This is a genomic window from Salipiger sp. ABN3_019, assembly GCF_056158605.1.
Window position 1 is genome coordinate 182,143 of record NZ_JBSWTP010000003.1, and the last position, 13,901, is coordinate 196,043.

Annotated in this window: 12 protein-coding genes; 1 reads left to right on the plus strand and 11 read right to left on the minus strand. The window is 66.5% G+C overall.

The features are described 5' to 3' along the window. Positions 1 to 74 precede the first annotated feature (74 nt). The 6 genes from ACXAD2_RS03430 to ACXAD2_RS03455 all read right to left on the minus strand — a co-directional run bounded on the left by ACXAD2_RS03430 (position 75) and on the right by ACXAD2_RS03455 (position 7,023). Positions 75 to 1,814, minus strand: coding sequence for an ABC transporter substrate-binding protein (locus ACXAD2_RS03430; RefSeq protein WP_475166898.1), 1,740 nt, complete (start codon positions 1,812 to 1,814; stop codon positions 75 to 77). A gap of 52 nt (positions 1,815 to 1,866) precedes the next feature. Continuing rightward, positions 1,867 to 2,910 carry an ABC transporter ATP-binding protein gene (locus ACXAD2_RS03435; protein WP_475166900.1) on the minus strand — a complete coding sequence of 348 codons (1,044 nt, stop codon included), beginning with the start codon at positions 2,908 to 2,910 and terminating at the stop codon, positions 1,867 to 1,869. Next, complete coding sequence (locus tag ACXAD2_RS03440; protein WP_475166903.1) at positions 2,907 to 3,971, minus strand: ABC transporter ATP-binding protein; 1,065 nt, start codon at positions 3,969 to 3,971, stop codon at positions 2,907 to 2,909. Before ACXAD2_RS03440 ends, ACXAD2_RS03435 begins: the two co-directional genes overlap by 4 nt. Continuing rightward, entirely contained in the window at positions 3,946 to 4,890 is a 945-nt protein-coding gene (locus ACXAD2_RS03445; protein WP_224905454.1) for an ABC transporter permease, read from the minus strand. Before ACXAD2_RS03445 ends, ACXAD2_RS03440 begins: the two co-directional genes overlap by 26 nt. Positions 4,891 to 4,894: 4 nt before the next feature. Beyond that, positions 4,895 to 5,863, minus strand: coding sequence for an ABC transporter permease (locus ACXAD2_RS03450; RefSeq protein ID WP_066111858.1), 969 nt, complete (start codon positions 5,861 to 5,863; stop codon positions 4,895 to 4,897). A 218-nt stretch (positions 5,864 to 6,081) separates the two neighbouring features. Beyond that, positions 6,082 to 7,023 carry a LysR substrate-binding domain-containing protein gene (locus tag ACXAD2_RS03455; RefSeq protein WP_475166909.1) on the minus strand — a complete coding sequence of 314 codons (942 nt, stop codon included), beginning with the start codon at positions 7,021 to 7,023 and terminating at the stop codon, positions 6,082 to 6,084. 346 nt (positions 7,024 to 7,369) lie between these two features. Between ACXAD2_RS03455 and ACXAD2_RS03460 the strand changes: the two genes are divergently transcribed. Further along, a complete protein-coding gene (locus tag ACXAD2_RS03460; RefSeq protein WP_475166911.1) occupies positions 7,370 to 8,806 on the plus strand; it encodes a ferredoxin reductase family protein in 1,437 nt (478 codons plus the stop codon). Here the strand turns inward: ACXAD2_RS03460 and ACXAD2_RS03465 are convergent. The 5 genes from ACXAD2_RS03465 to ACXAD2_RS03485 form a co-directional block, all read right to left on the minus strand. Next, entirely contained in the window at positions 8,791 to 9,081 is a 291-nt protein-coding gene (locus ACXAD2_RS03465; protein ID WP_475166913.1) for a hypothetical protein, read from the minus strand. The two genes, ACXAD2_RS03460 and ACXAD2_RS03465, sit on opposite strands and share 16 nt — an antisense overlap. A gap of 69 nt (positions 9,082 to 9,150) precedes the next feature. Beyond that, complete coding sequence (locus ACXAD2_RS03470) at positions 9,151 to 10,647, minus strand: amidohydrolase family protein (protein ID WP_475166916.1); 1,497 nt, start codon at positions 10,645 to 10,647, stop codon at positions 9,151 to 9,153. A gap of 23 nt (positions 10,648 to 10,670) precedes the next feature. Continuing rightward, positions 10,671 to 12,212 carry an amidohydrolase family protein gene (locus ACXAD2_RS03475; protein WP_475166917.1) on the minus strand — a complete coding sequence of 514 codons (1,542 nt, stop codon included), beginning with the start codon at positions 12,210 to 12,212 and terminating at the stop codon, positions 10,671 to 10,673. Further along, on the minus strand, positions 12,209 to 12,991 hold the full coding sequence (locus ACXAD2_RS03480) for an ABC transporter ATP-binding protein (RefSeq protein ID WP_066111874.1): 783 nt from the start codon (positions 12,989 to 12,991) through the stop codon (positions 12,209 to 12,211). The genes ACXAD2_RS03475 and ACXAD2_RS03480 overlap by 4 nt, the downstream gene beginning before the upstream one ends. A 3-nt stretch (positions 12,992 to 12,994) precedes the next feature. Next, the gene (locus ACXAD2_RS03485; protein ID WP_157374386.1) at positions 12,995 to 13,891 is read right to left on the minus strand and encodes an ABC transporter permease; all 897 of its coding nucleotides are present in this window, start codon (positions 13,889 to 13,891) and stop codon (positions 12,995 to 12,997) included. Between the last annotated feature and the right edge of the window lie 10 nt (positions 13,892 to 13,901).

Here is a 13,901-nt window from a genome sequence, read left to right on the forward strand (position 1 = left end):
TGTGTCCAGGGCTGTGCCTTGGTCGAGGTCCCGGGCGCGGCGGGGCGCCCGGGGCAGGTCGCTGCGGGCCGGGGTCAGTAGACGTAGCCAGCCTTGGTCATGAAATCGCGCGCGATCTCGAGGTCGTACTCGATGGGTTTGAGCAGTTCCTTGGCGTATTCCGGCGCGGTGAAGGGCATGGGAACCGTGCCCGGCGCGCCAAAGCCGCTGGCGATCTCCTGCACGATCTGCTCGCGCGGCATGGCGTGGCTGAAGGCCTGACGCACATAGGCCGCAGCCTCGGCGGCGCGCGACGGGTCTTCGCGGCCAAGCGGCGTGTCGACGCCGGTGCCAAAGACCGGGTGCTGCAGGTTGTAGCAGACGTGTTGCCACTTATAGCTGTCGTAGGTCTGCACTTTGCCCCACGACGGGTCGATCGTGTCGACCAGCGAGCCGATGTCATACATCGGGTCATGCGCGTCGATCTCGCCCGATTTCAGCGCCGACAGCACCGCGTCCGAGCCTTGGATGTTGACCACGTAGAAGGTCTCGACGTTGCCCGGCGTTTCCTGCCAGTAGTCGGCGTTTTTGGCGTAGACGAAGGCCTTGCGCATCTGATCCTGACCCTGACAGACCCACGGCCCGGTGCCGACGCCGCCTTCGGCGGTATAGGTCGAGCCGTCGGACAGGGTGACCTCATAGCTGCCGTTCCACGTGTTGAACGGATGCGCACGCAGATCGCCCGGCGCAATGCCTTCCAGCACGTGCTTGGGCATCACCTGCATGGCGTTCATCACCCAATGCTCGAACTGGATGGTGAAGGCGGGCAGATCGACAGTGACCTCGTATTTGCCGGTGGCCTTGAAGGCGTCGGGCGAGCCGAAGATCTCGACGAAGGGCGCGTTGAAGGCCGAGGCATAGGCCGGGTCCATGATCATCTTCCAAGTGAAGATCACATCCTCGGCGGTGAACTCCTCGCCGCTGTGCCACTTCACGCCTTCGCGCAGCGAGATGACCCATTGCTTGCCGTCTTCCGACATGGTGTGGCCGGTGGCCAGCGCCGGAGCGATCTCTTTGGTTTCCCAGTCTTTATACTCGTAAAGGCGGTTGAACACCGGCCCGAAGACGTTCGAGTCCGAATAGCCGCCGGTGTACATCGGGGTGAGGTTCTGCGGCGGCTGCCACGAGGCGAAGGCGGCGGTGGCACCGCCCTCGGCTCCTTCGATCGTCCAGTTGTGCGGGTCGGGGAAGAACACCGGGTTGAAGGTGGTGCCGCTAAAGCCCGAGAGCTTGGGGTTCGTGGCGATCACATCCTCGGGGTAGAACAGGATGGTCATCGGCTGGATGTCGTACCAGCGCTTTTCGAAGCGGTGGATCGCCTCTAGCCGCGGGCCCTCTTCGCGGGCGGCGGCGTAATCCTTGAGCGAGGCGTCAATCTCTTCGTCGTTGACATAGTAGTAGTTCTGCCCATTCGGCGGGAAGGCCGTGGACGAGAAGAGGTTGTTCGGCATCGGGGTGATCGAGTTGTAGTAATAGCGCTCGAGATAGGCGTCCCAGCCGCCCTCGGCGTGGCTTTTGCCCTCGCCATTGGTGCGCCGCGGGGTGATCACCGACCACGGCACATAGCTCGATTGCACGTCGATCCCCAGCTTCGAGATTTGCTGCGCCGCCAGCGTGCCCCAGATCATCCGGGCGGGCTGGTTGTTGGGGATCATCATATACATCTTGAAGAAGGGGGCCGCGGCGCGGCCCATGCCCGGCGCCGACCCGGCCAGTGCCGCCGCGGCGGCGCCGGTGGTCTTCAGGAAGTTTCTGCGTGTCTGGTTTGCTTGCATGTCGGTTCTGGTCCCTGTTGGTGCGTTATGGTCGTGGCTTAACTGTGGTGGCTTAACTTTCGGGGCCGAGCGGTTCGGCCGGGGCCGGCTCGTTCAGCGGGTGGTGGCAGGCGAGCGCGTGGGCGCGCTGGGTCTTCATCGGCGGCTCATGCGCGGCGCAGACCGCGCTGGCGCGCGGGCAGCGGGTGTGAAACCGGCAGGCGGCGGGCATGTTCATGGCGCTCGGGATCTCGCCGCGCAGCGTGTTGCGCGCGGCGGGCCGGTCGGGATCGGGCACCGGGATCGCGCTTAGCAGGGCGCGGGTGTAGGGATGGCGCGGCGCCTCGAACAGCGTGTCCACATCGGCGATCTCGACGATCTTCCCCAGATACATCACCGCGACGCGGGTGCTGAGAAACCGCACCGAGCTGAGGTCATGCGAGATGAAGAGATAGGTCAGCCCCAGTTCCGCCTGCAGCCGCGCCAGCAGGTTGAGGATCTGCGCCCGCACCGAGACGTCGAGCGATGACACCGGCTCGTCGAGGATCAGCAGTTCGGGGTCTACGGCGAGCGCGCGGGCGATGCCGACGCGCTGGCGCTGACCGCCCGAGAACTCATGCGGGTAGCGGTCGGCGTGATGCGGCTCCAGCCCCACCAGTTCCAGCAGTTCCAGCACCCGGGCGCGCCATGCGGCGGGCGGCAGCAGCGCGTGCACCCGCAGCGGCTCGGACAGCGTTTGCGCGATGGTCCAGCGCGGGTTGAGCGACATATAGGGGTCCTGAAAGACGTATTGCACGCGGCGGCGCATGGCCAGTTCGGCCTTGCGGTCGTCGCCGCCCAGCGTCGCCAGCAGGTCCTGCCCGCCGAGCAGCACCTCGCCGCCGCTGGCACCGATCAGATGCAGGACCGAGCGCGCGGTGGTGGACTTGCCGCAGCCGGATTCGCCCACGAGCCCAAGGGTCTGGCCGCGCGCCACGGAAAAGGAGATCTCGTCGACGGCGCGGATCACCCCGGTCTGGCGGCTGCGGAAGAGGCCGCGTTTGGTCACCGGGTAGAGTTTCTGCAGCCCGTGCACGGTGAGCAGGTCGGGATCGGGGATGGCGAAGGGGGCGGTCATGCGGCGTCTTCCTCGATCAGCGAGCCGCGGCGCAGGCAGCTGACGGCGTGGCCGGGTCCGCTGGCGGTCATTTTCGGCAGGTGGCGGCGGCAGTCTTCCTGCGCTTCGCCGCAGCGCGGGTTGAACTGGCAGCCGCTGGGCCGCTCCGCCGGGTTCGGGGGCTTGCCGCCGATCGCCGGCAGGCTCTGCGCGCCCTGCTCATAGCGCTGATCGATGCGCGGCGTGCTGTCGAGCAGCGCGCGGGTGTATGGGTGCTGTGGGTCGCGAAAGACCGTGCGTGCCGCGCCGCTCTCGCAGATGCGGCCCGAGTACATCACCGAGATCCGGTCGGCCATGCGCGCCACCACGCCCATGTCGTGGGTGACCAGCAGGATCGAGGTGTGAAAGCGCTCTTTGATCTCGTCGAGCAGATCGAGGATCTGCGCCTGAATGGTCACGTCGAGGTTGGTCGTGGGCTCGTCGGCAAGGATCAGCGCCGGATCGCAGAGCAATGCGCGGGCGATGCAGACGCGCTGCTTCATGCCGCCGGACAGCTCGTGCGGGAACTGGTTCAGCCGGCTGGTGGCATCGGTGATGCCGACCTGCCGCAGCAGGTAGCCTACGCGCTCGCGCGTCTCGAGCCGGCCGGCCCCGGTGTGCCATGCGTAGATCTCGCCCAGCTGTTTGCCGATGGTCAGGATCGGGTTGAGCGAATGCGCCGGGTTCTGGAACACCATGGCCATGCGCTTGCCGCGCACCCGGCCCATGGCTTTTGCGGATTTGCGGGTCAGATCCTCGCCCTCGAAGACCACCTGACCGCCGGTCACCTGCGCGCCCGCTGGCGGCAGCCCCATCAGGGACAGCGAGGTCACGGATTTGCCCGAGCCGCTTTCGCCGACAAGGCAGAGGGTTTCCTGCCGCCCGACGGCGAGATCGACACCCATCACCGCGGGCACCGCGCTTGCGCCCTTGCCGAAGCTGACGCTCAGCCCGCGCACCTCGAGCAGCGGCGCGCTGCCGGGTGCGGGGTCACGAGAGGGATCACGGGACAGGGGATCATTTGACGCGGGGGTTGAAAGCATCGGACAGCCCATCTGCAAGAAGGTTGAAACCAAGAACCGTGATGAAGATCGCCGCGCTCGGGGCGATGGAGGCCCAGGGCGAGACCTTGAGGTTCTCGTAGTTGAAATAGAGAAGCTGGCCCCAGCTGATCGCCTCGGGGTCGCCGAAGCCGAGGAAGCTGACCATCGCCTCCGACAGGATGGCCGAGCCGATCCCCAGCGCGATGATCACCACCAGCGACGGCATGGCGTTGGGCAGGATGTGGCGCATCAGAATGTCGCTGCGGGTGGCGCCGATGCAGCGGGCGGCCTCGACGAACTCCATGCTTTTCAGGCGCATGAACTCGGCGCGGGCGATGCGCGCGATGGGCGGCCAGCCGAAGAGGCCAAGCAGCACGACGATGGTGCTTAGGTTGAGATAGGGGATCTCTTCAAGCGGGGTGCCGACCACGATCACCCCGAAGAGCCGCACCACGGCGAGGATCACCACGAAGACCGGCAGCACGAGGAAGAACTCGGTGATGCGCATCATCACCTCGTCGGCCCACCCGCCGACATAGCCGCTGATGCCGCCGATCAGCAGTCCCAGCACGGAGGCGACCAGCATGGTGCCGAGCCCCACCGCCAGCGCCGTCGGCGCGCCATAGACCACGCGGGTAAAGACGTCATAGCCCATGCGGTCGGTGCCGAAGGGATGCGCGAGGCTGGGGGCGGCGCGCGAGCCGAAGTTGAGCATCGCCGACTGGTCGTCGGCGGCATAGGGCGCGATCAGCGGCGAGAGGATCGCCACCAGCACCACAAAGCTCACCAGCACGAGACCCAGCATGCCGGTGCGGTTGCGGCGGAAGCGCGACCAGCCCTGTGCCCACATGCCGCGCGGCATCTCGGGCCGTGCCGCCTTGGGGCTGGCGGCTGGGGTGAGAGGATCAATCGAGGCCATGGGGTCAGTCCAGTCTGATGCGGGGATCAATGAGCACGTAGGCGATGTCGGTGAGCAGCGTGGCCAGCACGAGCATCACCGAGATCGCCATGGTGACGCCGAGGATCACCGGGTAATCGAGCTGCTGGATCGCGTTGATGTAGAGGTAGCCGACACCGGGCCACGTGAAGACGGCCTCGGTCACCGGGGCGGTGCCCAGCATCAGCCCGAAGAGGATCGCCAGATAGGTCAGCACCGGGATCAGCGCGTTGCGCAGCGCGTGGCCGTAGATGATGCGCCGCTCGGGCAGGCCGCTGGCGCGGGCGGCGGTGACGAAGTCATGGCGCAGGATGTCCACAAGGTTCGAGCGCATCAGCAGCGTCAGCGCGGCGGTGTTGAAGAAGGTCAGCATCGCCACCGGCAGCACCATATGCCACAGCGCGTCGAGCGTCGGGCTGCCCCAGAGCGGCGCGCGCATGGAATAGGCGCCGTAAGAGGGGAAGATGCCCAGCCAGTAAGAGAAGATGAGGATCAGCAGGATGCCGACGAAGAAAGCGGGCAGCGACTGGCCGAGCATGGCGCTGGCCATGACCCCGAAGTCGGTTTTGCTGTACTGGCGCACGGCGGCGGTCACGGCCATCACCGTGGCGATGGCCAGCGCGATGAGGATGCCGGGGACCTGAATCTTCATGGTCTCGGCGCCCCAGACTGTGATCATCTCCCAGACCGGCTGGTTGTAGATGATCGAGGTGCCGAAATCGCCCTGCAGCAGATTTCCGGCCCAGATCAGGTAGCGGGTCACCGCCGGCTGATCGAGCCCGTAATAGGCGGTCATCTGGTCGATGGCCTGCTGGCTGATGCCGGGCCGTTCGGCAAGGAGGATCTCGATCGGATTGCCCACGGCGTTGACCAACGCAAAGACGATGACGCTGACGCCGATGAGCAAGATCACCGAGAAGATGAGACGGCGGATGATGAACTGGGTGACCTGCAAGCCAAGCTCTCCCGTTGCCGCAAGGCGGGGATCAGCGCGCCTGCAGCCTAATGATTTCAATTGGTTCTGATGGGGTCAGGATGAGATGCCGTGGCCCGTAGGGTCAAATTCCAAATAATAGGTATGCATCGAACTCAGGTTATGGGGCGCGGCGCGGCCATAACCGAAAACCCCCGCTTTTGGGGCGGGGGCTTTTGGGCTCGGATATCTTTGGAGGGTCAGCGCAGCTCGGCGGCGGTCTTTGTGGCGCTGGCGGGGGGCGGGGCCAGCGCGGGGCCGAGGCTTTCTGCGTGCGCCAGCGCCAGTTCGACAAAGCGCTGCACCTGACTGGTGCGCGGGCGGTGGCGGGGCAGCAGCAGCCGCACCTCGGAACTGACCGTGGGCGCGAAGGGGCGGCAGACCACAAGTTCCGAGAAAGCCCCAAGGTACAGCGGGTTGAGCAGCGCCACGCCCAGACCGCGCGCCACCATGGCGCAGATGCTGGGGGCCATCGAGGCTTCGGTGATGATGTCGCGCTGCACTCCGGCGCGGGTGAAAAGCTCATCCACCTGAGTGCGCAGATCCGAGGTCGGGGTGAAATTGATGAAGCGCTCGCCGTCGAGGTCCGCCGGGCAAAGCGCGGGCCGCTCGGCCAGCCGGTGGCCGCGCGGCATCACGCAGACATAGGGGCGACTGTCGAGCGCGATATGCTCGATCTCGGGATCGTCGATCGGATGGGACGAGACGCCAAAGTCGAGGCTGCCGGAAATCAGCATGTCGACGATCTTGACCGTGCTGCGCGCATGCAGCGCCAGTCGCGCGGCGCTGTTGCTGCTTTGGTATTCCATCACGAGGTCCTGAATGAAGCCGGTCGACAGCGCGGGCATCACCCCGACCGACAGCATCGTGCCCTTCATGTTGCGGATATCCGAGGCGGCTGTCTCGATCCGGTCGAGGCCGCGATAGAGCCGGTTGATCTCTTCGAACAAGAGCAGCGCGTCGCCGGTGGGGCGGACCCGGCCCGGACTGCGCTCGAACAGGGCAAGCCCGGTGTCATACTCGAGGTTCTGCAGCATCTTGCTGATCGCGGGCTGCGAGACGCAGAGGCGCGAGGCGGCGCGGCTGACGGTGCCGGTTTCAATGACGGCCTTGAAGGCCTCGATCTGGCGGACGTTCAACATGCTGGGCCCGGTCGGCTATTTCGGGAGCGTCGCGGCGGGCACCTCGGAGTGACCCCCAAGCGCCTGCGGCTAAGGTAAGTGAAGAATAAATCTTCGGGCGCTCCGAGGTTTAAGTCCGAACTTGTGCGAAATTCTCCTCCGCCGCGCAGACACTGCTCGCAGAACCGGCGTTTGCTGCGCCGACACGCCGAGTTTTCAGCACGCCGAGAAAGCCTGTGCGCTCGGGATGATCGCCCCCGCCGGGAAAAACGCGGGTGGCGGAGCGTTTCCGCGCCCGCTTGTGATCCGCATCAAGTCTTCGCTGCGCGGGCCGCGCTAGGCTTTGCGCTAAGGAGCCAAAAGCGCCATGCCCCAAGACCGTTCCAAACGCCGCGGCCTGCCGCCTCGTGTGCTTGCCTGTCTCTACGCTGGGCTGGTCGCGCTGCCGATGCTTGTGGCGCTGCTTTCCGAGCCCGGCCATTGGCAGGGTGCCATGCGGCTGGCGACGGCGAGCGGGATCGCGGCGGCGGTCATGGTTCTGGCGCAGATGGTGACCAGTGGGCGGTTCGAGGCGATCTCGGGCCGCATCGGCATCGATGTGACCATGGCGTTTCACAAATGGGCGGCGCCGCTGGCGCTGCTTTTGGCGCTGCTGCATGTGCTGGCCTTCATCGGCCTGCCCGACCCCGACCGTCCCGGACGGCTGGCGCGGAGGATCGACTTCGTGCTCTCGGGGCCGGGGCTGTGGGATGCCCGGATCGCGCTTGGGCTGCTGGCATTGCTGGTCGCGCTGGCGCTGCTGCGGGACCGGCTGCCGATGCGCTATCAGCTGTGGCGGGCGGGTCATGCGCTTGGCGCGCTGGGGCTGGTCGCGGCGCTGCTCTGGCATGTGCTGAGCGATGGCCCGAGGGGCATTGGGACGGCGCTGCTCTGGGTCGGGCTGGCGCTGGCGGTCTGCCTGCCTGCGGTCTCGGTCTACGCCCGGCGTCTGGTCCGGCGCGGTGCCGCGCCGTGGACCATCGCCGAAAACCGCCACGTCGCCGAGCGTCTGTGGCTGCTGCGTCTGGCGCCGCCGACAGGGGCCGCGCTGGCGTTCGAGCCGGGGCAGTTCGCGTGGTTGGCGTTCGGCGCAAAGCGGCTGCCGCTGCACGACCATCCGTTTTCCATCGCCTCGGCTCCGGGAGAAGACGGCCTGCGCTTCCTTATTCAAGAGGCCGGGGATTTCACCGATGGCATCGGCGCGCTGCCTGCGGGCACCGCCGTGTCGATGGATGCGCCGCACGGCAGTTTCGTGCCGCGCGGGGAGGGGCCGCTGATCCTTGTGGCCGGCGGCGTCGGGATCGCGCCGATCCTGTCGATCCTGAGCCATCTGGCGCGCAGCCGCAGTGAGCGGCAGGTCCGCTTTGTCTATGCCGCCCGCAGCGCCGGGGCGATGCTGCCGCCCGAGCTGTACCAGCCCGCCTGCGCGGCGCTTGGCGTCACGCCGATGCTGGTGTCGGACCGGGCCGAAGATGTGTCCGAGCTGGGGCTGCTGCGCGGGCCGATGAGCGCCGCCCTGCTCGAGAAAGCCATGGAGGGGCTGGAGCCCTCGGCCTGCGAGGTGATGATCTGCGGGCCGGGCGCGATGATGACCCTCGTGGCCGACAGCGCGCTGGAAATGGGCGTGCCGCTGAGCCGCATCGACTACGAGCGCTTCAGCTATGGCGCCGGGCCGAGTTCGGTGAAGGACCGGCTGCGGCTGACGGGTTTTGCGGCACTGCTGGGGTCGGTTCTGGGGCTTGTGCTGCTTTACTGGCTGGCCTGATCCGCCAGCCAGTTGACCAGCGCGGCGCGCGCCTCGGCATCGGGGGCGTGATGCATGGCCAGAAAGCGGTTCAGCCGGTCCTTTCCCGCGCGGTCGTCGGGATCGGGCAGCGCATAGGCGATCGCCTTGGGGCTGCGGTGGCACTTTGCGCAGCTGTCGGACCATGCCTGCCCGCCGGGGGAGGGATCATCGGCAACGCAGGGCCCGACCGCTCCGACGCAAAGCAGGCCCGCGATCAGCACGGCGCGGCGGCGCGAAGAAGCTGGCAGTGGCATCGGCGAGACCTCCGGATCAGCGGAGCACCATGATGCCGCGCGGCGGCCCATCGGGCAAGATGCGCGCCCTCAGCCAAGTCGCCGCCGCAGCCCCACGTCCCGCGCCGAGGCCATGTCGTACATCGCGCGGTAGGCGGGCAGATAGCGCGCCACCTGCGCATCGGCGCGGTCCATCTGGGCGCGTTTGCCTGCAAAGAGCGCGCCAGCCTCCTCAAGTAGCGCCGCCGCGTCGACCCGCAGCAGGCGGCCGTTTTCGGTAACGATCTCTCCGGCGACCATGGTCATCCGAAGCGACTGGCCGAATTCGCAATGTACCAACTGTCGGGGCAGGTTGTTGAGCGGCACGAAGGGCAGGGCGCTGAGGTCCAGCAGATTGAGGTCCGCAGGCGCGCCGATCGTGAGCGTGCCCAGAGCGGGCTCGCGCATCGCCCGTCCGCCGCCTTCGGTCGCGGCGCGCAGCACCTCGGGTGCCATCGGCCAATCCTCATAGCGCGGACGGTCCAGCGTGTGCACCAGCGCGGCGGTCTTCATCACACTCCACATGTTGATGGCGTCGTCGGCGATGGCCTCATCGACGCCGAGGCAGAGCGGGATGCCCCTGCCGAGCATGTCGCGCCAGCGCATGATGCCGCTGCCGAGGCGCAGGTTCGAGATCGGATTATGCGCCACGCTTGCGCCGCTTTGCGCGATAAGGTCGAGATCGGCGTCATCGACCCAGATCGCATGGATCACGTTCATCCGCTCGGACAGAAACCCCAGATCCGCCGTGTAGCGCACCAGCGAGCGGCCGCCGAGACACTCCTCGCCATAGACCCGCTGCAGTTTGGTCTCGAGCATATGGGCATAGAACGGCAGGTCGTGGCGCTGGCTCAGGTCGTCGAGCGCGGCGAAATACTCGGGCGTTACCCGCTGCGGTGCCGAGCAGGAGACCGCCGCCTTCAGCCGTCCACCTTCGGCGCCATGCCACTGGCCAAGCAGGTGATCATAAAGCTCCAGCAGGCGCGGCGCGGGGCAGGGCGAGGGCTGTTCGAGCGGCGCACGCAACTCGCTAGGCAGCAGGTCGCGCAGGAACGGCAGCTTGTCGAGTTCCGGCACCTCCGGCTGATCCAGCGCCAGCCGGGCGCGCATCCCGCTGTCGAGATAGGCCTGCGCCACCGCGTCGATGATCTCGGGCGTCGGCTCGGGCACGAAAAAGCAATCGTCCTGCACCGAGGTGGTGCCGGTCTTCAGCATCTCGATGCAGCCGAGCATGGTGCGCAGATAGGCTTCGCGCGGAGTGGGGCGCAGCACCTCAAGCTCGGGGCACTCGTAGAGCATGAAGATCTCGAGCGGCAGCGACGGCAGGCGGCCCTTCATGTGATTGACCGACGAGTGGAAATGGCCGTTCACGAGGCCGGGCATCAGCAGGTCGCCGCGACCCTCGAGCACCGCCGCATCGGGCGCGGGCTGGGGGGTGCCGATCTCGGCGATACGGCCATCGCGCACCAGCAGATCGCAGGGCGCAGTCAGTCCGTCGTGCGCCTGCAGATCAAGCAGGCGCACGTTGCGAAAGAGGGTTTCGGGCATGGTCTGTCCTCTCGGGCTCCGGATCAGTCGCGGGAGGAGCGGTTGTAGAAGGGCGTTCGCGGGGCGGTGCCGGTGATATAGCCGTCGTAGAATTTCTCGACCTCGCCAAAGACCTGATCGCGCAGCCAGTGGCGGTGCTGCTCTTCTTCGTCGCGCGGTTTGGCCAGCGCCTCGGCGATCTGCGCCAGCACCTCCGCGCGGTCGATGCGGGTGAAGCTGCCGTCGCGGTAGACCACTTCGCCGTCGATCAGCACCTCATGTACGTCCTTGCATTTGGCGCGGTGGATCAGCGCGTCGAGCGGGGCGATGTCGGGGTCCTGATAGGGATAGGTGGCGCTGTCGTAATCGAGCACCACCGCATCGAAGCGCCGCCCCGGATCGAGACGTCCGATCTCGGCACCGAAGGCGGTGGTCAGCGCGCCATGTTCGGAGGCCATGCGCAGCACGCCGGTGGGCGTCGGCACGGCGCTGTGATCCATGCCCGGCACGCGGTGCACGGTCAGCGCCATACGCATTTCCTGAAGCATGTCGCGGTCGTCGTTGATGCCCGCCTCGTCGATGCCCATGCCGACCACGATGCCGCGCTTGCGCAGCTCCATCAGCGGCAGCATCCCCGAACGCAGGCGGAAGTTGGACGAGCAGTTGTGGCACACGCAGGTGCCGGTCCCGGCGCAGATCTCGAGGTCTTCTTCGGTCATCCACACGCCGTGGCCAAGGGTCAGCTTCGGGCCGAGAAGCCCGAGCTTTTCGAGATGTTTGACGGCGGTCGTACCGGTACGCTTGAACGCGTATTCCTTCTGATAGGCGGTCTCGAGCAGGTGCATATGCATCGGCACACCGTCGGCGTCCGAGCGCTCTTTCATCGCCAAGAGCCCGTCGTCGGTCATCCAGTGCAGGTTCGCCGGGGCCAGCTGGATGCGCGCGCGAGAATTGCCGTTGCTGTCGCGCAGATGCTCGTAGAGCGCCATATATTCGGCAAAGCTCATCTTCTGCTGGCCAAGATGCTCGGCCATGGCGCGCCCGGCTTCGGGCGGCAGGCGGCGGCAGAAATCCTCGTCGGCCTCGTAGACGAACCGGTTCTGCTCGCGCACCGCGTAGCAGTAAGAGGCGCGCATCCCCACCGCCTCATAGGCTTTGAGCACACCGCCAGCCGAGGCTTTGACCTGCTCCAGATCGCCGGTGGCCCAGCCTTGGATATGCTGCACCGTGGTGACGCCCGAAGAGATCATCTCGAAGGCCGAGAACAGCGTGTCGAGATAGGGGTCGATCTTGCGCATCGACAGCCGCGCGGCGAACCACAGTTCCAGCGCGTAATCGGGCGCGCCCAGCTGCAGCGGAGTCAGGCCGATGTGGTGATGGCTGTTGACCAGCCCCGGCATCATCAGGTGATGTGGGTAGTCCGTGGTCTTGGCACCGGGATAGGCGGCGGTGATCTCGGCGGCGGGACCGACGGCGAGGATGATGCCGTCTTCATGGGCCAGTGCCGCGTTTTCGATGATATCGGGCGAGACATCATCCTTTGCGCCCGAAACGATCCAGCGGGCGGTGACGATTTCGATACTCACGAGAATTCCTGTTCCTTGAAGGATTTTTCCACTTCCTCGGCCAGCAGCGCTTCGCAGCGGCGCGCGAGGTCGATCATTTCGGGGCTGCGCAGGTCGCGCGGGCGGGCCTGATCGAGGCGGATCTCGGCCTTGATCTGGCCGGGACGCGCGGTGAAGACGACGATCCGGTCGGCCAGCGCCAGCGCCTCGTCGATCGAGTGGGTCACCAGCAGCACCGAAGCGCCCGAGCTTTCCCAGACGTCGAGCAGATGTTTCTGCATCCGCGCGCGGGTCTGGATGTCGAGCGCGGCAAAGGGCTCGTCCATCAGCAGCACCTTGGGTTTCATCGCCAGCGCCCGTGCCAGCGCGGCGCGCTGGCGCATCCCGCCCGACAGCTCATGCGGGCGCTTGTTGCCCGCACCGACGAGACCGACGAGACGCAGCAGCCGCTCGGCGGCCTCATCCATCTCGCGCGGCGACTTGCCAGCGATGCGCAGGCCGAAGGTGATATTGTCCTTCACCGTCAGCCACGGATAAAGCGAGGCCTCCTGAAAGATCAGGCTGCGTTCGGGCGAGGGTTCGGTGATCTCCAGCGCGTCGAAGGTGACAGAGCCCTGCGTGGCGTCTTCGAGCCCGGCGACGATATAGAGCAGCGAGCTTTTGCCACAGCCCGAGGGCCCGAGCAGCACGACGAACTCGCCAAGCGCCACATCGAGGGTGAGGTTGCGGACCGCGGGGACCGGCTCGGGGCCGTCCGGGTTCCAGGTTTTCGAGACGTTCTTGATGGACAGTCCGAGCATGGGTCACACCCCTCCCACGGGGCTGGGACCGACCCACCAAAGGACCTTGCGCTGCACGTAGCGAAGCGCCTGATCGAAGGCAAAGCCGGTGATCCCGATAAGTGTCATGGTGAAGAAGACGAGGCTGGCGTTGAACGTGTTGCGCGCCAGCATGGTGACCTGACCAAGGCCCGAGCCGACGCCCACCGCCTCGGCGATCAGCACCACCATCCACGCGGCGAAAAGGTTCATGCGCAGGGTGACGAAGAGGTCGGGCAGGATCGCGGGCAGGATCACATGGCGGTAGATCTGCCGTTTCGAGCAGCCCATGATCTTGGCCAGTTGGATGTAGTTCTTGGGCACGCTGTCGATCAGCGACAGCGTCGCCAGCGTCATCACGAAGAAGATGGCGATGAACACCAGAAAGATCGCGGGCGGGTTGCCGATGCCGAAGACGAAGACGGCGACCGGGATCCATGCCACCGGCGAGATCGGTGCCAACATGGTGACCATCGGCAGCATCAGATTGCCGAAGATGCGGAAGTAGCGGATCGCCAGCCCGATCCCCAGCGACATGATAAAGCCCAGCCCCAGCCCTGCGGTGACCCGCAGCGAGGTCCAGCCGATGACCCCCAGCACCGACCAGAAGGACCCGCCTTGGCTGAGCGCCCCGGCGCGCTGGCCGTTGGGGTCGAAGAAGCGGAACTGGTCGGGCAGGTTGGCCAGAAAGATATGCGGTGGCGGCAGCAGCAGAGGGTTTGCCCACCCCCGCCACCATGCGAGCTCCCACAAGCCCACGAAGATTGCGAGCGAGGCGAGAGACCACAGCGCCGGGGCCAGTTTGCGGGCCAGATTGCGGCCCGCGGGCGGACGCGTTGGGGCGGATAGTTTTCTCTCGTCACTCATGGTTCCGTCGCTCATGGGAGGCTCC

Bases quoted from the DNA above. Each gene is read 5' to 3' on its own strand.
- ACXAD2_RS03465 (WP_475166913.1), bottom strand. From the start codon at position 9,081: ATGCCACTGCCAGCTTCTTCGCGCCGCCGCGCCGTGCTGATCGCGGGC.
- ACXAD2_RS03455 (WP_475166909.1), bottom strand. From the start codon at position 7,023: ATGTTGAACGTCCGCCAGATCGAGGCCTTCAAGGCCGTCATTGAAACC.
- ACXAD2_RS03480 (WP_066111874.1), bottom strand. From the start codon at position 12,991: ATGCTCGGACTGTCCATCAAGAACGTCTCGAAAACCTGGAACCCGGAC.
- ACXAD2_RS03470 (WP_475166916.1), bottom strand. From the start codon at position 10,647: ATGCCCGAAACCCTCTTTCGCAACGTGCGCCTGCTTGATCTGCAGGCG.
- ACXAD2_RS03430 (WP_475166898.1), bottom strand. From the start codon at position 1,814: ATGCAAGCAAACCAGACACGCAGAAACTTCCTGAAGACCACCGGCGCC.
- ACXAD2_RS03445 (WP_224905454.1), bottom strand. From the start codon at position 4,890: ATGGCCTCGATTGATCCTCTCACCCCAGCCGCCAGCCCCAAGGCGGCA.
- ACXAD2_RS03460 (WP_475166911.1), top strand. From the start codon at position 7,370: ATGCCCCAAGACCGTTCCAAACGCCGCGGCCTGCCGCCTCGTGTGCTT.
- ACXAD2_RS03485 (WP_157374386.1), bottom strand. From the start codon at position 13,891: ATGAGCGACGGAACCATGAGTGACGAGAGAAAACTATCCGCCCCAACG.
- ACXAD2_RS03435 (WP_475166900.1), bottom strand. From the start codon at position 2,910: ATGACCGCCCCCTTCGCCATCCCCGATCCCGACCTGCTCACCGTGCAC.
- ACXAD2_RS03440 (WP_475166903.1), bottom strand. From the start codon at position 3,971: ATGCTTTCAACCCCCGCGTCAAATGATCCCCTGTCCCGTGATCCCTCT.